Consider the following 19,280-nt stretch of genomic DNA (forward strand, 5'->3'; position numbering starts at 1 on the left):
ACGGGCCGGCGGGGACACACCCCGCCGGCCCGTCGGTTTGTCAGTGGCAGCCACTAACCTGCAGGAACATAAGGAACAGGCGACCGAACGACGGCGAGGGGCGGGGCCGATGAAGGTGCTGGGGGTGGACCCGGGACTGACCCGGTGCGGGGTCGGCGTGGTGGACGGGGTCGCCGGGCGTCCCCTGACCATGGTCGGCGTCGGCGTCGTGCGGACCCCGTCGGACGCGGACACCGCGCACCGCCTGGTGCTGATCGAGCGCGGCATAGACGAGTGGCTCGACACCCACCGCCCCGAATACGTCGCCGTGGAGCGGGTGTTCAGCCAGCACAACGTCCGTACGGTCATGGGCACCGCCCAGGCCAGCGCGGTCGCCATGCTGTGTGCAGCCCGCCGCGGACTGCCGGTCGCGCTGCACACCCCCAGCGAGGTCAAGGCCGCCGTCACCGGCTCGGGACGGGCCGACAAGGCGCAGGTCGGCGCGATGGTCACCCGCCTGCTGCGGCTCGCCGAGCCGCCCAGGCCGGCCGACGCCGCCGACGCCCTCGCCCTGGCCATCTGCCACATCTGGCGCGCCCCCGCGGTCAACCGCCTCCAGCAGGCCCGGGCCGCGGCCCGTCGCACCCCCGCTCCCGTACGCACGCTGAAGGGCACCCGATGATCGCCTTTGTCTCCGGCCCGGTCGCGGCCCTCGCACCGGATCTCGCCGTCGTCGAGGTCGGCGGTGTGGGCATGGCCGTCCAGTGCACGCCGAACACCCTCTCCGGCCTCCGGGTCGGCGAGCACGCCAAGCTCGCCACCTCCCTCGTCGTCCGCGAGGACTCGCTCACCCTCTACGGCTTCGCCGACGACGACGAGCGGCAGACCTTCGAACTGCTGCAGACCGCCAGCGGCGTCGGCCCCCGGCTCGCCCAGGCGATGCTCGCGGTGCACTCCCCGGACGCGCTGCGACTCGCGGTGTCCACCGGGGACGAGAAGTCGCTGACGGCCGTACCGGGCATCGGCAAGAAGGGCGCGCAGAAGCTGCTGCTGGAGCTCAAGGACCGGCTCGGCGCACCGACCGGCGCCGCCCGCCCGGTGGCCCGGGCCGCGGCGCCGGCCGGCTGGCGCGATCAGCTCCAGGCCGCGCTGATGGGGCTGGGCTATGCCGCGCGGGAGGCCGACGAGGCGGTCGCCGCGGTGGCGCCGCAGGCCGAGGCGGCCGCCGCCGCGGGCGGCACGCCGCAGGTGCCGCAGCTGCTCAAGGCGGCCCTCCAGACCCTCAACCGGGCCCGCTGACCGACGCGCTCCGGCGCCCCCGACCCCACGACCACGCAGGCGGCCCGGCCGCCCCGACCCCGCGAGGCAATCCGCAGTGAACTGGGACGACACCGCACCGTCGACCGCCGAGGAGAGCGCCGGCGCCCCGGCCGACCGGCTGGTGGCGGCCGACGCCGATGGCGAGGAGAACGCCGTCGAGGCCGCGCTGCGGCCCAAGGACCTGGACGAGTTCGTCGGCCAGGAGCGGGTGCGCGAGCAGCTCGACCTGGTGCTGAAGGCGGCCCTGGCGCGTGGCGCCACCGCCGACCACGTCCTGCTCTCCGGGGCGCCCGGGCTCGGCAAGACCACCCTCTCCATGATCATCGCGGCGGAGATGGGCGCCCCGATCCGGATCACCTCCGGCCCCGCCATCCAGCACGCCGGCGACCTGGCGGCGATCCTCTCCTCCCTCCAGGAGGGCGAGGTGCTCTTCCTCGACGAGATCCACCGGATGTCCCGGCCCGCCGAGGAGATGCTCTACATGGCGATGGAGGACTTCCGGGTCGACGTGATCGTCGGCAAGGGGCCGGGCGCCACCGCCATCCCGCTGGAGCTCCCGCCGTTCACGCTGGTCGGGGCGACGACCCGGGCGGGGCTGCTGCCGCCGCCGCTGCGCGACCGGTTCGGCTTCACCGGCCACATGGAGTTCTACGCCCCGGCCGAGCTCCAGCGCGTCATCCACCGTTCCGCCGGCCTGCTGGACGTGGCGATAGAGCCCGAGGGCGCCGCCGAGATCGCCGGCCGCTCCCGCGGCACGCCCCGGATCGCCAACCGCCTGCTGCGCCGGGTCCGCGACTACGCCCAGGTCAAGGCCGACGGCGTGATCACCCGCGAGGTCGCGGCGCAGGCCCTGGGGGTCTACGAGGTCGACGGCCGCGGGCTGGACCGGCTCGACCGGGCGGTGCTCACCGCCCTGCTCAAGCTGTTCGGCGGCGGCCCGGTCGGGCTGTCCACCCTCGCGGTCGCGGTGGGGGAGGAGCGCGAGACGGTCGAGGAGGTCGCCGAGCCCTTCCTGGTGCGCGAGGGGCTGCTGGCCCGTACGCCGCGCGGCCGGATCGCGACCCCGGCGGCCTGGGCCCACCTCGGGCTGGTGCCGCCGCAGCAGGCGGGCGGCGGCGGACAGCACGGCCTGTTCGAGGCATGACGGCGCGGAGACTCGCCCGGTCAGGAACTGCGGTGCGATGCTGGGCGTTGTTCCTGTGGTGCGGACTCGCTTAGACTCCGCCGATGCCGTCCGTCAGGATCGGTATACCCACCCCGCTATATGAGACCGCGAGAGAAGCGGTCGTGCGAAGGATTTCCGTCCCGTGCCCAATATCGTGACTCTCCTCCCCTTCATCGTCCTCATCGGGGCCATGTTCCTGATGACGCGGTCCGCCAAGAAGAAGCAGCAGGCGGCCCAGCAGATGCGCAATGAGATGCAGCCCGGCACCGGCGTCCGGACGATCGGTGGCATGTACGCCACCGTGAAGGAAATCCACGAGGACACCGTCCTCCTGGAGGTCGCTCCCGGCGTGCACGCCATCTACGCGAAGAACGCCATCGGCGCGGTGCTCGCGGATGAGGAGTACAACCGCATTCTGGACGGTGCCGACCCGATCGTCGCCGAGGAGAGCCCGGTCGTACCGGACGATGTCTCGTCGCTGACCGGTGACGGTGCCGACAAGGCCACCGAAAAGGGTGACAAGTCCGGCAAGATCGACCTGGGCAAGGCCGAGGCCGGCGAGGGCACCGAGCCCACCGCCGACAAGGCCGAGGCCGCCGAGGGCGACAAGGCCGGAAAGGCCGACGAGCCGGCCGCCGAGACCGGCAAGGACAAGAAGGCCGGCGACGCCGACGCGAAGTAGTCCGTTCCGTAACGTGGAACCGCGGCACGCCCCCGATCGGGCGCACCGCGGTTCCCGGACGGTCTAGGCTCCGGCGGGGGCACGTCCCCACAAGACTTCGTGGCCGCTCGGCAGACATCCCAGGCCGAGGGGTTGGACAGGGAGAAACGACAAGGTGGCAGCACCGAAGAAGGGCCGCAGGGCGCCCGCGAGCCAGGGGCATCCGGGGCGCACCCTGATCCTGGTCCTGATCGCGATGGCGGCGCTCGTCGGAGGCATGTTCTACTCCGGCACGAAGACTCCCCGCCTGGGCATCGACCTGGCGGGCGGCACGAGCTTCACGCTGGCGGCGCAGAACCAGCCGGGCAAGCCCAACGCGATCAACGAGACCAACATGAACACCGCCGCCGGCATCATGGAGCGGCGGGTCAACGGTCTCGGTGTGACCGAGTCCGAGGTCCAGACCCAGGGCAGCAACCACATCATCGTGAACATCCCCAAGGGGACGGACGCGAAACAGGCTCGCCAACAGGTCGGTACCACCGCCCAGCTCGCGTTCCGGCCGGTGCTGACCACCGCCGCCGGCACCAAGGCCCCCGAGCCCACGCCCGGCCCCTCGAAGGGCGGCAAGGGCAAGGAGGGCGAGAAGGCCACCGGCGGCAAGGGCTCGCAGCAGAGCGCCTCGCCGACCCCGAGCGCCAGCTCCACCAGCCAGGGCCGCGCGGTCACCGACGCGCTGAAGAAGCCGTCCGCCCCGCCCTCGGCCTCCGCGTCGGACAAGCCCTCGACGCCGCCGACTCCGCCCGTCCCCGGCGGCGCGGACATCCCGCCCGCGCTGCAGAAGCAGTTCGCGGCGCTGGACTGCTCCACGAAGAAGGGCCTGGCCCAGGCCAATGAGCAGGCCGCCGGCTCCAAGCCCACCGACCCGGTCGTGGCCTGCAAGGACGATGGTTCCCAGAAGTACGTGCTCGGCCCGGTGGGCGTCGAGGGCACGGACGTCAAGGACGCCAAGGCGGTCTTCGACAGCCAGCAGGGCCAGGGCTGGATCGTCCAGATGGACTTCACCTCCGACGGCGGCAAGAAGTTCGCGGACATCACCGGCAAGCTCGCCACCAAGACGCCGCCGCAGAACCAGTTCGCGATCGTGCTGGACGGCGCGGTGGTCTCCGACCCGCGCGTCCAAGAGCGGCTGAACGGCGGCAACGCCACCATCTCCGGCGGCTTCACCCAGCAGTCCGCCGAGGACCTCGGCAACATGCTGTCCTACGGTGCGCTGCCGCTCTCGTTCAAGATCGACGACGAGACCACGGTCACCGCGGCGCTCGGTGGCGAGCAGCTGCACGCCGGTCTGATCGCCGGTGCCATCGGCCTCGCGCTGGTCATCGTCTACCTGGTCGCCTACTACCGCGGGCTGGCGCTGGTCGCGCTGGCGAGCCTGGGCGTCTCGGCGATCCTGACGTACACGATCATGACGTTGCTCGGCCCGGCCATCGGGTTCGCGCTGAACCTCCCGGCGGTCTGCGGCGCGATCGTCGCCATCGGTATCACCGCCGACTCGTTCATCGTCTACTTCGAGCGCATCCGGGACGAGATCCGCGAGGGTCGCACGCTGCGCCCGGCCGTCGAGCGCGGTTGGCCGCGGGCCCGCCGCACGATCCTGGTCTCCGACTTCGTGTCGTTCCTGGCCGCGGCGGTGCTGTTCATCGTCACCGTCGGCAAGGTGCAGGGCTTCGCGTTCACGCTCGGCCTGACCACCCTGCTCGACGTCGTCGTGGTCTTCCTGTTCACCAAGCCGCTGATGACGCTGCTGGCCCGGCGGAAGTTCTTCTCCGACGGCCACTCCTGGTCCGGTCTCGATCCCAAGCGCCTGGGCGCCAAGCCCCCGCTGCGTCGTCGTCGCACCGCCCCCACCCAGACGAAGGAGGCGTGAGATGTCCAAGCTCGGCAACATCGGCGCCCGGCTCTACCGCGGCGAGGTCGGCTACGACTTCATCGGCAAGCGCAAGATCTGGTACGGCGTCTCGATCCTGATCACCATCACGGCCATCGTCGGCCTGGCGGTGCGCGGCCTGAACATGGGCATCGAGTTCTCCGGCGGCGCGGTCTTCACCACCCCGAACACCTCGGTCTCCACCTCGGAGGCCCAGCACCACGCCGAGTCGGCCGCTCCCGGCCACCAGGCCACGGTGCAGAAGCTCGGCGGCGGCGCGCTGCGCATCCAGATCAGTGGTCTGGACACCAAGCAGTCGCTGCCCGTCCAGGAGGAGATCGCCAAGGACCTCAAGGTCCCGGTCAAGGACGTCAACGCCCAGCTGGTCGGCCCGAGTTGGGGCGAGCAGATCGCCAACAAGGCGTGGCTGGGCCTGGGGATCTTCATGGTCCTCGTGGTGCTCTACCTGGCCATCGCCTTCGAGTGGCGGATGGCGGTCGCGGCACTGGTCGCGCTGATCCACGACCTGACGATCACCGTCGGCGTCTACGCCCTGGTCGGCTTCGAGGTCACCCCGGGCACGGTCATCGGTCTGCTGACCATCCTCGGCTACTCGCTCTACGACACCGTGGTGGTCTTCGACAGCCTGAAGGAAGCCTCCAAGGACATCGCCAAGCAGAGCCGCTTCACCTACAGCGAGATCGCCAACCGCAGCATCAACGGCACCCTGGTGCGCTCGATCAACACCACCGTCGTGGCGCTGCTCCCGGTCGCCGGGCTGCTCTTCGTCGGCGGCGGCGTCCTGGGCGCGGGCATGCTGAACGACATCTCGCTGGCCCTGTTCGTGGGTCTGGCCGCCGGCGCCTACTCGTCGATCTTCATCGCGACGCCGCTGGTCGCCGACCTGAAGAACAGCGAGCCGGAGATGAAGGCGCTGGCCAAGCGGGTCGCCGCCAAGCGCGCCTCGGCCGCCGCCAAGGAAGCCGCCCGTCAGGACGAGGGCGGCGCCGGTGAGGCGGAGGGCGCCGAGGACGACGCCGAGGGCCCCGCGGTGGTCGGCCAGCGCGGACAGACCGACACCCGTGGCCGCGGCCGCGGCGGCCGTCCCTCGGGGAGGCGTCGATGAGCGCCCCCGTCGAGCTGCGCGAGCTGCTGCTCAGCCGGATCTCGGACGTCCCGGACTACCCGCAGCCGGGCGTGATGTTCAAGGACATCACCCCGCTGCTCGCCGATCCGTCCGCGTTCCGCGCCCTGACCGCTGCCTTCGTCGACCTGTGCGAGCGTTTCCGGGCGGACAAGGTGGTGGGCCTGGAGGCCCGCGGCTTCATCCTCGCCGCACCGGTCGCGGTGGCCGCCGGCATCGGTTTCGTCCCGGTCCGCAAGGCCGGCAAGCTGCCCGGCGCGACGCTCGGCCAGGCGTACGAGCTGGAGTACGGCACCGCGGAGATCGAGATCCACGCGGACGCGCTGGCGCCCGGCGACCGGGTCCTGGTGATCGACGACGTGCTGGCCACCGGGGGCACCGCGGACGCCTCGCTCCAGCTCATCCGACGGGCCGGCGCCGAGGTGGCGGGCCTGGCGGTGCTGCTGGAGCTGGGTTTCCTGGACGGCCGGCAGCGGCTGGAGGAGGGCCTGAAGGGCGCTCCGCTGGAGGCCCTGATCACCGTCTGAGAGCCCGCTCGGGGCTCGTCGCCGGCACCGTCCGGCACCCGTGGCGACAGCGGGGGCATTCGGAACATTCCGGATGCCCCCGCTGCTGTGTCATGTACGGACCCATGGCCGCGGGGCAGCCATGGCCATGGGCTCGATACCATGGCACCCCGGCCGCTTCGAGGCCCTGGGGTCCGTACCCGCATGAGGAGTGCCCTTGCCAGACGAGGCCCAGCCGCTCTCCCCCGGACCGCGTCCGACGGGAACCCCCGCCGTGCGTCCGGACGAGCCGAAGCCGCAGTCCGCGGTTTCCTCCGACGCGCCGAAGCCCGAGCGGCAGGGCGCGGCCGACGGCACCGCCGCGCCCACCGCGTCCCAGGCCCCCGCCGGCCGGTCCCGCCCGTCCCCGGCGTCGCAGCCGCCGGCCAGGAACCTGCCGGCCGGCCCGGTCGGCCGCTCCGGCTCGCCCAACCGCGTCCGGGCCCGCCTCGCCCGTCTGGGCGTCCAGCGCTCCAGCCCGTACAACCCGGTCCTGGAGCCGCTGCTGCGGGCCGTGCGCAGCAACGACCCCAAGATCGAGACGGCCACCCTGCGCCAGGTCGAGCGGGCCTACCAGGTCGCCGAGCGCTGGCACCGCGGCCAGAAGCGCAAGAGCGGCGACCCGTACATCACCCACCCGCTCGCGGTCACCACCATCCTCGCCGAGCTGGGCATGGACCCGGCGACGCTGATGGCGGGGCTGCTGCACGACACCGTCGAGGACACCGAGTACGGGCTCGACACCCTGCGCCGGGACTTCGGCGACCAGGTCGCGCTGCTCGTCGACGGCGTCACCAAGCTGGACAAGGTCAAGTTCGGCGAGGCGGCGCAGGCCGAGACGGTCCGCAAGATGGTCGTGGCGATGGCCAAGGACCCGCGGGTGCTGGTCATCAAGCTCGCCGACCGGCTGCACAACATGCGCACGATGCGCTACCTCAAGCGGGAGAAGCAGGAGAAGAAGGCCCGCGAGACGCTGGAGATCTACGCCCCGCTGGCGCACCGGCTGGGCATGAACACCATCAAGTGGGAGCTGGAGGACCTCGCCTTCGCGATCCTCTACCCCAAGATGTACGACGAGATCGTCCGGCTGGTCGCCGAGCGGGCGCCCAAACGGGACGAGTACCTCGCGATAGTGACCGACGAGGTCCAGGCCGATCTGCGGGCCGCCCGCATCAAGGCCACCGTCACCGGCCGACCCAAGCACTACTACAGCGTCTACCAGAAGATGATCGTGCGCGGCCGCGACTTCGCCGAGATCTACGACCTGGTGGGCATCCGCGTCCTCGTCGACACGGTCCGGGACTGCTACGCGGCCCTGGGCACCATCCACGCGCGGTGGAATCCGGTCCCCGGCCGGTTCAAGGACTACATCGCGATGCCCAAGTTCAACATGTACCAGTCGCTGCACACGACGGTGATCGGCCCCAGCGGCAAGCCCGTTGAACTCCAGATCCGCACCTTCGACATGCACCGGCGCGCCGAGTACGGCATCGCCGCGCACTGGAAGTACAAGCAGGAGGCGGTCGCCGGCGCCTCCAAGGTGCGCACCGACGCGCCCAAGGGCAGCGGCAAGGGCGTCGGCCAGGACACCGTCAACGACATGGCCTGGCTGCGGCAGTTGCTGGACTGGCAGAAGGAGACCGAGGACCCGGGCGAGTTCCTGGAGTCGCTGCGCTTCGACCTCTCGCGCAACGAGGTCTTCGTCTTCACGCCCAAGGGCGACGTGATAGCGCTGCCCGCCGGCGCCACCCCGGTCGACTTCGCGTACGCGGTGCACACCGAGGTCGGCCACCGCACGATAGGGGCGCGGGTCAACGGCCGCCTCGTCCCGCTCGAATCGACGCTGGACAACGGCGACTTGGTGGAGGTCTTCACCTCCAAGGCGCCCGGCGCGGGCCCGTCCCGCGACTGGCTGAGCTTCGTGAAGTCGCCGCGCGCCCGCAACAAGATCCGCGCATGGTTCTCCAAGGAGCGCCGCGACGAGGCCATCGAGCAGGGCAAGGACGCCATCGCGCGGGCGATGCGCAAGCAGAACCTCCCGATCCAGCGGATCCTGACCGGCGACTCCCTGGTCACGCTCGCGCACGAGATGCGCTACCCGGACATCTCCTCGCTCTACGCCGCCATCGGCGAGGGCCATGTCGCCGCGCAGGGCGTCGTCCAGAAGCTGGTGCAGGCGCTCGGCGGCCAGGACGAGGCCACCGAGGACATCGCCGAGTCGACGCCGATCCGGCCGCGCTCCAAGCGCCGGTCCAGCGCGGACCCGGGCGTGGTTGTCAAGGGCGTGGACGACGTCTGGGTCAAGCTGGCCCGCTGCTGTACGCCGGTGCCGGGCGACCCCATCATCGGGTTCGTCACCCGCGGCAGCGGTGTCTCGGTGCACCGCGGTGACTGCGTCAACGTCGACTCGCTCTCCCAGCAGCCCGAGCGGATCCTGGAGGTCGAGTGGGCGCCGACCCAGTCCTCGGTCTTCCTCGTCGCCATCCAGGTGGAGGCGCTGGACCGCTCCCGGCTGCTGTCGGACGTCACCCGGGTCCTCTCCGACCAGCACGTCAACATCCTCTCCGCGGCCGTGCAGACCTCCCGCGACCGGGTCGCCACCTCCCGCTTCACCTTCGAGATGGGCGACCCCAAGCACCTGGGCCATGTGCTCAAGGCGGTCCGGGGCGTCGAGGGGGTCTACGACGTCTACCGGGTGACCTCGGCACGGCGGCCCTGAGCGCGGCGCGGGGCGGACGGCGGGGGAGACGAGGGGGAGGGCGATGGGGGAGGACGTGCTCGGCGGGCGGTACCGCCTGGTCCGGCTGATCGGCCGGGGCGGGATGGGCGCCGTCCACGAGGCGGTGGACACCGGTCTGGACCGCCGGGTGGCGGTCAAACGGCTGCTGTCCGTGGGCGGTCCGGACGCGGCCTCGACGGCCCTGCGGCGCTTCCGGCGGGAGGCCCAGGGACTGGCTCGGATCAGCCACCCGGGAGTGGTGCACGTCTACGACAGCGGCGTCCACGAGGGCACGCCGTACATCGTGATGGAGCTGCTCGACGGGGTGGGGCTGGCGGAACTGGTCGAGAGCCACGGGCCGCTGCCGCCACCGCTGGCCGCCGAGGTCGGGCTGGGCATGTGCCGGGCGCTGGCCGCCGCCCACGCGGCCGGTGTGCTGCACCGCGACGTCAAACCGACCAACGTCGCGATCACCCGCGCCGGCCGGGTGGTGCTCCAGGACTTCGGCCTGGCACGGCTCGTCGAGGAACCGGCCATCACCCAGGCCGGTGCGCTGATCGGCACCCCGCAGTACATGGCCCCGGACCTGATGCGGGGCGAACTCCCCGGCGCCGCCGCCGACTTGTACGGGCTCGGCGCCTGCCTGTACCTGATGCTGACCGGCACGCCGCCGCTGGGCACCGAGGCCGTCGACGTCGGCGCGCTGGTGGAGCTGGCGGTCGGCCCGGGCGTCCCGCGGTTGGCCGGCCGGGCCGGCGGCGGGCTCCCGGAGGAGCTGGCGCGGCTGGTGGACGCGCTGTGCCGGCAGGATCCGCGGGACCGGCCCTCCGCGGCGGAGACCGAGGCGGCGCTGGCGGAGCTGCTGGACGCGGACGACGGGCGGGGACTGCGGGAACTGGTGGCGCGCTGCGTCCGCGAGCAGGCCGTGGAGTTCGTCTACAGCCCGCCGGCCCTGGACGCCTCCGCGCCCGAGCTGCTGGACTGGGCGGCGATCCCGCAGTCGGAGCCGGCCGGCCCGGACGTCCACCGGCAGCTGACGCTCAGCGACGGCACCCGCCAGCTGCTGCTGCGCAGCATGTCGGCGGAGAGCGCCCGGTCCCGCCAGCGCGAGGCGGTCAACCTCGTCCTGCGCGGCGACATCCAGGAAGCGGTGCGGATGATCACCGCGGTCGCCCAGGTCTGTGCCTCGGCCCTGGGGCCGGATCATCCGACCACCCTGACCAGCCAGTACTGGCAGGCGGTGTGCCTGGCGCGGCTCGGGGCCGGCGCGGAGGCACTGGAACTGTTCTCACGGGTCAACGCGGCAACCGAACACAGGAGGGGGCGGGATCGTGACTGATCTCGACGTACGGGCGGCAACGGAACCGGGCGGCGACCCGGAGGAGGAACTCCGTTCCCTGATGCGGTGGTTGCACGAGGACGAGGGGCTGCACCGCCAGGTGCGCGGCACCCTCACCGCCTCCCGCGGCCCCCGGCCCGGAGAGATGGGCCTCGGCTTCGACCTGCTCCAACTGGCCCTCGGCACCGCGGTCTCCGGCGGCTCGCTCGCGGTGTCGATCTTCCAGTGGCGGGACGCCCGCCGCCGCGCCCCGGAACTCACCCTGCGCGCCGGCGAGATCGAGATCCGCATCCCGCGCGACGCGGCCGGCGACCCGGAGACGGTGCGCCGGATCGCCGCCCTGCTCGACGAGGCCCGGGAGCCCGGGGGCGATGACCGGACTGCCTGATCCGGCCACCTCCCGGGCCGTACTGCTCGGCACCGCCTCCTACCGCCACCTCGACGCGCTCCCGTCCGTCGAGGCCAACCTGCGCGACCTGGCGGCCACCCTCGGCGACGCCACGGTCTGGGGCCTGCCGGAGCCGCACTGCGAGGTGGTGCTCGATCCGGGCAGTGCCGACGCGATGCTCGACCCCGTGCACCGCGCCGGCGACGAGGCCACCGACACCCTCGTCGTCTACTACGCCGGCCACGGCATGCGGGACACCGAGTCGGCCGACCTCTACCTCGGCCTGACCGGCTCCCGGGACGGCGTCGGCTACACCGCGGTCGCCTACCAGCACCTGCGCGGCGCCATCCGGTCCGCCCGGGCCCGCCGCAAGATCATCGTCCTGGACTGCTGCTTCAGCGGCCGGGCCGTCCGCACGCTCGCCGGCCAGGGCGACGTCCTGGCCGCCCGGGCCGCGGTGGACGGCGCGTACGTCCTGACCGCCTCCCCACGGGACCGGGTCGCCCTGGCCCCGGACGGCGAGCGGCACACCGCCTTCACCGGCGAACTGCTCGGCATCCTCCGGCACGGCCTCACCGACGGCCCCGAACTGCTCGACCTTGACACCCTCTACCGGGCGCTGACCGAGCGGCTGGGCGCCAAGAACCGGCCCCTGCCGCAGCGGGCGCAGGAGAACGGCGTGGGACGGCTGCCGCTGGCCCGCAACCGGGCGCTGGCGCAGCGCCGCGCCCCCGCCGGGCCGGTGCTCGACGCCGAGGTCCGCGCCGCCATGGTGGCGTCCGGCCTCGGCCTGGCGCGGATGCTGCGGGCGACCGGCAACAGCCGCGACGCGCTGCCGGTGCTCCGGCTCGCCCTCAGGGAGCGCGCCCCGCAGGACGCGGGCAGCCTGCTGCCGGTGCAGCTGGAGCTCTCCGAACTCCTCGCCGAGACCGGGCAGATCAAGGAGGCCATCGAGGTCCTGGAGCAGGCGTTCCACCAGGCCCGGCAGGTCTACGGACCGGAGGCCGTGCTGGTCTGCCGGCGGTTGGCCGACCTGCTCCAGGAGTCCGGCAACCACATCCAGGCGTGCGAGGTGCTCAAGCACGCCCTGGACCTGATGGAGACGGGCCATCGCAGCCGACTGTGAAACGCCCCGAAATCACGGAACGGCCCGCCGGGAATCCCGGCGGGCCGTCACTGTGCGACACATCAGCCATCAGTTGAGGAACCCCGACGGCGAACAACCACCTCCGCCAAAGCGGCGGCGGCCAAGCCGCAAAGAGGGGCGCGGCTCAGCCGCCGAACTCCTCCAGGCCCTTCAACGCCTGGTCCAGCAGCGCCTTGCGGCCCTCCAACTCCCGACCGAGCTTGTCGGCCTTGGCGGTGTTGCCGGCCGCCCGGGCCTGGTCGATCTGCTTCTGGAGCTTGTCGACGGCGTCCTGGAGCTGACCGGTCAGCCCCGCGGCGCGGGCCCGCGCCTCAGGGTTGGTCCGCCGCCACTCGGCCTCCTCGGCGTCCTGGATGGCCCGCTCGACGGCGTGCATCCGGCCCTCGATCTTGGGACGCGCGTCCCGCGGCACGTGGCCGATGGCCTCCCACCGCTCGTTGATCCCCCGGAACGCGGCCCGGGCCGCCTTCAGTTCGGTGACCGGGAGCAGCTTCTCCGCCTCGGCGGCCAGCTCCTCCTTGCGGGTCAGGTTCTCCCGCTGCTCGGCGTCGCGCTCCGCGAAGACCTCGCCGCGCGCCTGGAAGAAGACGTCCTGCGCACCGCGGAAGCGGTTCCACAGGTCGTCCTCGTGCTCGCGCTGGGCGCGCCCGGCGGCCTTCCAGTCCTGCATCAGCTCGCGGTAGCGGGCGGCGGTGGCCCCCCAGTCCGTGGAGCCGGACAGCGACTCGGCCTCGGCGACCAGCTTCTCCTTGGCCTTGCGGGAGTCCTCGCGCTGCGCGTCCAGCGAGGCGAAGTGCGCCTTGCGCCGCTTGGAGAACGCCGACCGGGCGTGCGAGAAGCGGTGCCACAGCTCGTCGTCGGTCTTGCGGTCCAGCCGCGGCAGGCCCTTCCAGGTGTCCACCAGCGCCCGCAGCCGCTCGCCGGCCACCCGCCACTGCTCGCTGGCGGCCAGCTCCTCGGCCTCGGCGACCAGCTTCTCCTTGGACTGCCGGGCCTCGTCCGTCTGCCGGGCCTTGGCCGCCCGGCGCTCCTCGCGCCGCGAGTCGACCACGGCTACCAGCGCGTCCAGCCGCTTGCCCAGCGTCGCCAGATCGCCCACCGCGTGGTGCTCGTCGACCTGCTGGCGCAGGTGGTCGATGGCGGTCTGCGCGTCCTTCGCCGAGAGGTCGGTGGTCCTGACCCGCCGTTCCAGGAGGTCGATCTCCACGACCAGGCCCTCATACTTGCGCTCGAAGTAGGCGAGGGCCTCCTCGGGAGTTCCCGCCTGCCACGATCCGACGACCTGCTCGCCGTCGGCGGTACGCACGTACACGGTCCCCGTCTCATCGACGCGGCCCCATGGGTCGCTGCTCACAGCGCCTCCTCCACATGATGCCGACGCGGGCCTGTGGCCCCCCGGCATCGTCCACAGTTTCTGTCCGGCGGGGCAGCGCCCCGGCCGGTCCGACGGGCTGAATTGCGGTGAGGGTGGCAGGCCGTCGGAGCAGGCACCCTACACAACGCCAATCTAGGCGACCGGAGGTCGGCTGTCCGCATCCAGCACGACCGAAATTGCAGCCGGGACGCCGGAACGCGCCCCCGGCCGGCCCGATCGCTTCAGGATTTGCCGACCGTCGCCCGGTCGATGACCACCGTGGCGTTGGGCGCGGTGTTGCCGGTCGCCGGTTCGGGGTGCGAACCGGCGTCGGCGATCTTCTTCAGGACGTCCGTCCCACCGGTGACCCGGCCGAACGGCGTGTAGTTCGGCGGCAGCTGGCTGTCCTTGTAGACGAGGAAGAACTGACTGCCGCCGGAATTGCGGGTCTTGGGGTTCGTGCCGTCGTAGCGGTTGGCCATGGCGACCGTGCCCGCCGGATAGACATTGCCCTTGATCCGCGGGTCCTTGAGGTTCTCGTCCGGCAGGGTGTAGCCGGGCGTGCCCTCGCCGGTGCCCTTGGGGTCGCCGCACTGCAGGACGTAGATGTTCTGGTCGACCAGCCGGTGGCAGCGGCTGTGGTCGAAGTAGCCCTGGCCCGCGAGGAAGGCGAACGAGTTCACGGTGTGCGGCGCCTTGGCCGCGTCCATCGTGAACGTGATCTGCCCGCAGGTGGTGGCCAGCCGGGCGGTGTACGGCGCCGAGGCGTCGATCGCCATCGCCGGCTCCTTCGGCCAGGTCTTCTTCGACGGCGTGCCCGGGGCGGGCCGGGCACACGGGTCGGCGGACGCGTCGTCGGTGGTCGACCGGTCGCCGCCGATCAGCTTGACGGACGCGTAGGCGGTGGCGCCCGCGGCCAGGGCCACGGCCACGACGCCCGCGATGAGCACGTTGCGGCGCTTGGCCCGCTGCGCGGACTCGACCCTCCGCTGCTGCTGGCGCGCGTACTTCTGCCGGGCGAGTTCGCGCCGCCGCCGGTCCTTGTCGACCACCGGTCGCCTCCTTGTCCTGGGCGTCGATCGCTGCCGCCGGGCCCTCGCGCCGGACTCCCGCCCGCCGTTCCGGGCGGACGGCGGGAGGTACGACGACAGGCGCCGGTCGTGGCCGTACCGTATACGGGTTCGCCCTGCCGGGAGTCCCGCCGGTAGGCTCTGGAGCTGCCGAGATGTTCCGGGCGCGGCCCCGCTGGCCGCTCCCCGCCGATCTTTAAGGACGAACGTGCTGATTGCCGGGTTCCCCGCCGGGGCCTGGGGGACCAACTGCTACTTGGTCGCCCCCGCCGCCGGCGAGGAGTGCGTGATCATCGACCCGGGCCACCAAGCGGCCCCCGGGGTCGAGGACGCGCTCAGGAAGCATCGGCTCAAGCCCGTCGCGGTGATCCTCACGCACGGCCACATCGACCACGTGGCGTCCGTCGTCCCGGTGTGCGGTGCGCACGACGTCCCCGCCTGGATCCACCCCGAGGACCGCTACATGATGAGCGACCCGGAGAAGGCCCTGGGCCGCTCCATCGGTCAGCGGCTCATGGGCGAGCTGACCGTGGGCGAGCCGGACGACGTCAAGGAACTGGCCGACGGCAGCCTCCTGGAACTGGCCGGAATGGAGTTCTCGGTTGCGCACGCCCCGGGCCATACCAAGGGGTCGGTGACCTTCCGGATGCCCGAGCAGGCCGACATCCCCTCGGTCTTCTTCTCGGGCGACCTGCTGTTCGCCGGCTCCATCGGACGTACCGACATGCCGGGCGGCGACCACGCCGAGATCCTCACGTCGCTGGCACGCGTGTGCCTGCCGCTGGAGGACTCCACCGTCGTCCTGTCCGGCCACGGCCCCCAGACCACCATCGGCCGCGAGCGCGCCACCAACCCCTTCCTCCGGCAGGTGGCCGCCGGCCTCGGAGACGGCATCCCGACCGCCGCTCCGCGACGAGGAATGTGACGAGAACCTTCCGTGAGCACCTTTCAGGCACCCAAGGGCACCTACGACCTGATCCCGCCGAACTCCGCGACGTACCTCGCGGTGCGCGAGGCGATCTCCGTACCGCTGAGGAACTCCGGCTACGGCTACATCGAGACGCCCGGCTTCGAGAACGTCGAGCTGTTCGCCCGCGGTGTCGGTGAGTCCACCGACATCGTCACCAAGGAGATGTACGCCTTCGAGACCAAGGGCGGCGACAAGCTCGCCCTGCGGCCCGAGGGCACCGCCTCCGTGCTGCGCGCCGCGCTGGAGGCCAACCTCCACAAGGGCGGCAACCTCCCGGTCAAGCTCTGGTACTCCGGCTCGTACTACCGCTACGAGCGCCCGCAGAAGGGCCGCTACCGGCACTTCTCGCAGGTCGGCGCCGAGGCGATCGGCGCGGAGGACCCGGCGCTGGACGCCGAGCTGATCATCCTGGCCCACCAGGCGTACCGCTCGCTGGGCCTGCGCGACTTCCGGATCCTGCTGAACTCGCTCGGCGACAAGGAGTGCCGCCCCGTCTACCGCGCCGCGCTCCAGGACTTCCTGCGCGGGCTGCAGCTGGACGAGGACACCCGCCGCCGGATCGAGATCAACCCGCTGCGGGTCCTGGACGACAAGCGCGAGGCGGTCCAGGAGCAGCTGATCGGCGCGCCGATGCTGCGCGACTACCTCTGCGAGGCGTGCAAGACCTACCACGAGCAGGTGCGCGAGCTGCTGACCGCGGCGGGCGTGGCCTTCGAGGACGACCCGAAGCTGGTCCGCGGCCTGGACTACTACACCCGCACCACCTTCGAGTTCGTCCACGACGGCCTGGGCTCGCAGTCCGCGGTGGGCGGCGGCGGCCGCTACGACGGCCTGTCCGAGATGATCGGCGGCCCCGCGCTGCCGTCCGTCGGCTGGGCGCTGGGCGTGGACCGCACGGTGCTGGCCCTGGAGGCCGAGGGCATCACCCTCGACATCCCGGCCGCCACCGCCGTCTACGCCGTCCCGCTCGGCGAGGAGGCCCGCCGGGTGCTGTTCGGCAAGGTCACCGAGCTGCGTCGGGCCGGTGTCGCGACCGACTTCGCCTACGGCGGCAAGGGCCTGAAGAACGCCATGAAGTCCGCCAACCGCTCCGGTGCCCGGCTGGCCCTGGTCGCCGGCGAGCGGGACCTGGCCGAGGGCGTGGTCCAGCTCAAGGACCTGGTGAGCGGCGAGCAGACCGCGATCGCGCTGGACGCGGTGGTCGACGAGGTCCGGCGGGCACTGGGCTGAGCCCGACCCGGCAGATCCCGAGGGGCCCGGACGGCAGTGCGCCGTCCGGGCCCCTCGCGTCAACGGCGGCCGCGCCGCATCACCCCGCATCCGCGCAGAGCGCCCCGGGTTCACAGGGAGGTGCGGCACAATGAAGGTCGCGGCCGGGTCCGCCGGCCGGGTGACACCTCCCACGGGACCGACGGAACGGCCATATGACGACGACAGAGCTTGACGACGTGTCCACCGACGACGACCACGTGGGCGCCGCGGAGACGACCGGCTCCGGTCGCGCCTTCGCCCTGCTCCTGGTGATCACCGGTGCGCTCGGCGGGCTGGCCGCCTGGGTCATCACCCTGGACAAGTTCGAGCTGCTGAAGGACCCGAACTTCAAGCCGGCCTGCAGCCTGAACCCGATCATCTCCTGCGGCAGCGTCATGCAGAGCAAGCAGGCGGAGGTCTTCGGCTTCCCCAACCCGATGGCCGGACTGGTCGGCTTCGGGGTGGTCGTCGCGATCGGCATGGCCCTGCTGGCCGGTGCCCGCTTCCGCCGCTGGTACTGGCTCGGCCTCAACGTCGGCACGCTGCTGGCCGCGGTCTTCTGCATGTGGCTGATGACCCAGTCGCTCTACGACATCAACGCGCTCTGCCTGTGGTGCACGCTGACCTGGTGCGTGACCATCCTGATGTTCTGGTACACCACCGTGCACAACCTCAAGCACGGCATCATCCCGGCGCCCCGGGGGCTGCGCGACGCGGTCCTGGAGTTCCACTGGGTGGTCCCGGTGCTCTGGTACGGCGTGATCGCGCTGCTGATCCTGACCCGCTGGTGGTCGTACTGGAGCAGCCTGCTCTGAGCCGCCCCGGAGCCTGTCCGGACCCGTCCGGAACCGCCCCCCGCCCCGGCCCGCCGACCCCGGCGGCCGGGGCGTTGTCAGTGGGGTGACATAGGCTCCGTAGGCGTGGAGCCCGACCTGTTCACCGCCGCCGCGGAAGACCGTCAGGAGAAGGACCCAGCGGGGTCCCCTCTCGCCGTACGCATGCGCCCCCGCACCCTCGACGAGGTCGTCGGGCAGCAGCATCTGCTCAAGCCCGGCTCGCCGCTGCGGCGGCTGGTCGGCGAGGGAGCCGGAGGACCCGCGGGCCCGTCGTCGGTGTTCCTGTGGGGCCCGCCCGGCATCGGCAAGACGACCCTGGCGTACGTCGTCAGCCAGGCGACGAACAAGCGCTTCGTGGAGCTCTCCGCGATCACGGCCGGCGTCAAGGAGGTCCGGGCGGTCATCGACGGCGCCCGCCGCGCCTCGGGCGGCTACGGCAAGGACACCGTCCTCTTCCTCGACGAGATCCACCGCTTCAGCAAGGCCCAGCAGGACTCCCTGCTGCCCGCGGTGGAGAACCGCTGGGTGACGCTGATCGCCGCCACCACCGAGAACCCGTACTTCTCGGTGATCTCCCCGCTGCTCTCCCGCTCCCTGCTGCTGACCCTCGAACCGCTCACCGACGACGACCTGCGGGGCCTGTTGCGCCGGGCGCTGACCGACGAGCGCGGGCTCGGCGGGGCGGTCACCCTCCCCGAGGACTCCGAGGCCCATCTGCTGCGGATCGCGGGCGGCGACGCCCGGCGGGCGCTCACGGCCCTGGAGGCCGGCGCCGGATCCGCGCTGGCCAAGCGGGAGCAGGAGATCACCCTCCAGACGCTGGAGGAGGCGGTGGACCGCGCGGCGGTGAAGTACGACCGGGCCGGCGACCAGCACTACGACGTCGCCAGCGCCCTGATCAAGTCCATCCGCGGCTCCGACGTGGACGCCGCGCTGCACTATCTGGCGCGGATGATCGAGGCGGGGGAGGACCCGCGGTTCATCGCCCGCCGCCTGATGATCTCGGCCAGCGAGGACATCGGCCTGGCCGACCCGACGGCGCTGCAGACGGCGGTGGCCGCCGCCCAGGCGGTGGCGCTGATCGGCTTCCCCGAGGCCCGGATCACGCTGAGCCAGGCCACCATCGCGCTCGCCCTCGCCCCGAAGTCGAACGCCGCGTATCTGGCGATAGACGCCGCGCTGGCGGACGTCCGGGCCGGCAAGGCCGGGCCGGTCCCCGCCCACCTGCGCGACGGTCACTACCAGGGCGCCCAGAAGCTCGGTCACGGCCAGGGCTATCAGTACCCGCACGACCTGCCGGGCGGCATCGCGGCCCAGCAGTACGCCCCGGACGCGGTGCACGGCACGCGCTACTACACCCCCACCCGGCACGGCACCGAGGCCCGCTACGCCGATGTCGCCGAGCGGGTGCGGGCCCGGCTGCGCGGCGAGAGCGGCGGCGACTGAGCGGCCGGTGCCGGCC

17 protein-coding genes are annotated in these 19,280 nt (G+C 72.2%); 15 read left to right on the top strand and 2 right to left on the bottom strand.

Going from position 1 to position 19,280, the window contains the following annotated elements; genetic code table 11:
• Positions 1–109: 109 nt before the first annotated feature.
• The 11 genes from ruvC to MOV08_RS33235 all read left to right on the top strand — a co-directional run bounded on the left by ruvC (position 110) and on the right by MOV08_RS33235 (position 12,316).
• Positions 110–661, top strand: a complete 552-nt coding sequence (ruvC, locus tag MOV08_RS33185; RefSeq protein WP_275309990.1) for a crossover junction endodeoxyribonuclease RuvC — start codon at positions 110–112, stop codon at positions 659–661.
• Complete coding sequence (gene ruvA, locus MOV08_RS33190) at positions 658–1,278, top strand: Holliday junction branch migration protein RuvA (protein ID WP_275309992.1); 621 nt, start codon at positions 658–660, stop codon at positions 1,276–1,278. The genes ruvC and ruvA overlap by 4 nt, the downstream gene beginning before the upstream one ends.
• A 76-nt stretch (positions 1,279–1,354) precedes the next feature.
• A complete protein-coding gene (gene ruvB, locus MOV08_RS33195; RefSeq protein WP_039637997.1) occupies positions 1,355–2,443 on the top strand; it encodes a Holliday junction branch migration DNA helicase RuvB in 1,089 nt (362 codons plus the stop codon).
• A gap of 163 nt (positions 2,444–2,606) precedes the next feature.
• Positions 2,607–3,146, top strand: a complete 540-nt coding sequence (gene yajC / locus MOV08_RS33200; protein WP_039637998.1) for a preprotein translocase subunit YajC — start codon at positions 2,607–2,609, stop codon at positions 3,144–3,146.
• 154 nt (positions 3,147–3,300) lie between these two features.
• Positions 3,301–5,055 carry a protein translocase subunit SecD gene (secD, locus tag MOV08_RS33205; RefSeq protein WP_039637999.1) on the top strand — a complete coding sequence of 585 codons (1,755 nt, stop codon included), beginning with the start codon at positions 3,301–3,303 and terminating at the stop codon, positions 5,053–5,055.
• Between the two features lies 1 nt (position 5,056).
• A complete protein-coding gene (gene secF / locus MOV08_RS33210; protein ID WP_275309993.1) occupies positions 5,057–6,181 on the top strand; it encodes a protein translocase subunit SecF in 1,125 nt (374 codons plus the stop codon).
• Complete coding sequence (locus tag MOV08_RS33215) at positions 6,178–6,726, top strand: adenine phosphoribosyltransferase (protein ID WP_039638001.1); 549 nt, start codon at positions 6,178–6,180, stop codon at positions 6,724–6,726. Before secF ends, MOV08_RS33215 begins: the two co-directional genes overlap by 4 nt.
• Positions 6,727–6,922: 196 nt before the next feature.
• On the top strand, positions 6,923–9,463 hold the full coding sequence (locus MOV08_RS33220) for a RelA/SpoT family protein (RefSeq protein ID WP_039638002.1): 2,541 nt from the start codon (positions 6,923–6,925) through the stop codon (positions 9,461–9,463).
• A gap of 43 nt (positions 9,464–9,506) precedes the next feature.
• A complete protein-coding gene (locus tag MOV08_RS33225) occupies positions 9,507–10,802 on the top strand; it encodes a serine/threonine-protein kinase (RefSeq protein ID WP_052287015.1) in 1,296 nt (431 codons plus the stop codon).
• Positions 10,795–11,190 (top strand): effector-associated constant component EACC1, encoded by a 396-nt coding sequence (locus tag MOV08_RS33230; protein WP_275309995.1) that lies wholly within the window; start codon positions 10,795–10,797, stop codon positions 11,188–11,190. The genes MOV08_RS33225 and MOV08_RS33230 overlap by 8 nt, the downstream gene beginning before the upstream one ends.
• A complete protein-coding gene (locus tag MOV08_RS33235; RefSeq protein WP_052287017.1) occupies positions 11,174–12,316 on the top strand; it encodes a caspase, EACC1-associated type in 1,143 nt (380 codons plus the stop codon). The genes MOV08_RS33230 and MOV08_RS33235 overlap by 17 nt, the downstream gene beginning before the upstream one ends.
• Positions 12,317–12,461: 145 nt before the next feature.
• Here MOV08_RS33235 and MOV08_RS33240 read toward each other — a convergent pair whose 3' ends face one another.
• A complete protein-coding gene (locus MOV08_RS33240; protein WP_039638003.1) occupies positions 12,462–13,691 on the bottom strand; it encodes a DUF349 domain-containing protein in 1,230 nt (409 codons plus the stop codon).
• A gap of 242 nt (positions 13,692–13,933) precedes the next feature.
• Entirely contained in the window at positions 13,934–14,743 is an 810-nt protein-coding gene (locus MOV08_RS33245; protein WP_275309996.1) for a peptidylprolyl isomerase, read from the bottom strand.
• 226 nt (positions 14,744–14,969) lie between these two features.
• Between MOV08_RS33245 and MOV08_RS33250 the strand changes: the two genes are divergently transcribed.
• From MOV08_RS33250 to MOV08_RS33265, 4 genes are all read left to right on the top strand, one after another.
• On the top strand, positions 14,970–15,686 hold the full coding sequence (locus MOV08_RS33250; protein WP_275309997.1) for an MBL fold metallo-hydrolase: 717 nt from the start codon (positions 14,970–14,972) through the stop codon (positions 15,684–15,686).
• 12 nt (positions 15,687–15,698) lie between these two features.
• Entirely contained in the window at positions 15,699–16,961 is a 1,263-nt protein-coding gene (hisS, locus tag MOV08_RS33255; RefSeq protein WP_275309998.1) for a histidine--tRNA ligase, read from the top strand.
• A 194-nt stretch (positions 16,962–17,155) separates the two neighbouring features.
• Positions 17,156–17,797 carry a vitamin K epoxide reductase family protein gene (locus tag MOV08_RS33260; RefSeq protein WP_039638008.1) on the top strand — a complete coding sequence of 214 codons (642 nt, stop codon included), beginning with the start codon at positions 17,156–17,158 and terminating at the stop codon, positions 17,795–17,797.
• 105 nt (positions 17,798–17,902) lie between these two features.
• On the top strand, positions 17,903–19,264 hold the full coding sequence (locus tag MOV08_RS33265; protein WP_275309999.1) for a replication-associated recombination protein A: 1,362 nt from the start codon (positions 17,903–17,905) through the stop codon (positions 19,262–19,264).
• The last annotated feature ends 16 nt before the right edge of the window (positions 19,265–19,280 follow it).

Origin of the sequence: Streptomyces yunnanensis (assembly GCF_029011865.1) — a bacterium.
In the GTDB taxonomy this organism is placed as follows: domain Bacteria; phylum Actinomycetota; class Actinomycetes; order Streptomycetales; family Streptomycetaceae; genus Streptomyces; species Streptomyces yunnanensis.

Excerpts from the sequence above, each read along its gene's own strand:
- ruvC (WP_275309990.1), top strand. The coding sequence starts at position 110 with ATGAAGGTGCTGGGGGTGGACCCGGGACTGACCCGGTGCGGGGTCGGC.
- ruvA (WP_275309992.1), top strand. The coding sequence starts at position 658 with ATGATCGCCTTTGTCTCCGGCCCGGTCGCGGCCCTCGCACCGGATCTC.
- secF (WP_275309993.1), top strand. The coding sequence starts at position 5,057 with ATGTCCAAGCTCGGCAACATCGGCGCCCGGCTCTACCGCGGCGAGGTC.
- MOV08_RS33215 (WP_039638001.1), top strand. The coding sequence starts at position 6,178 with ATGAGCGCCCCCGTCGAGCTGCGCGAGCTGCTGCTCAGCCGGATCTCG.
- MOV08_RS33225 (WP_052287015.1), top strand. The coding sequence starts at position 9,507 with ATGGGGGAGGACGTGCTCGGCGGGCGGTACCGCCTGGTCCGGCTGATC.
- MOV08_RS33235 (WP_052287017.1), top strand. The coding sequence starts at position 11,174 with ATGACCGGACTGCCTGATCCGGCCACCTCCCGGGCCGTACTGCTCGGC.
- MOV08_RS33260 (WP_039638008.1), top strand. The coding sequence starts at position 17,156 with ATGACGACGACAGAGCTTGACGACGTGTCCACCGACGACGACCACGTG.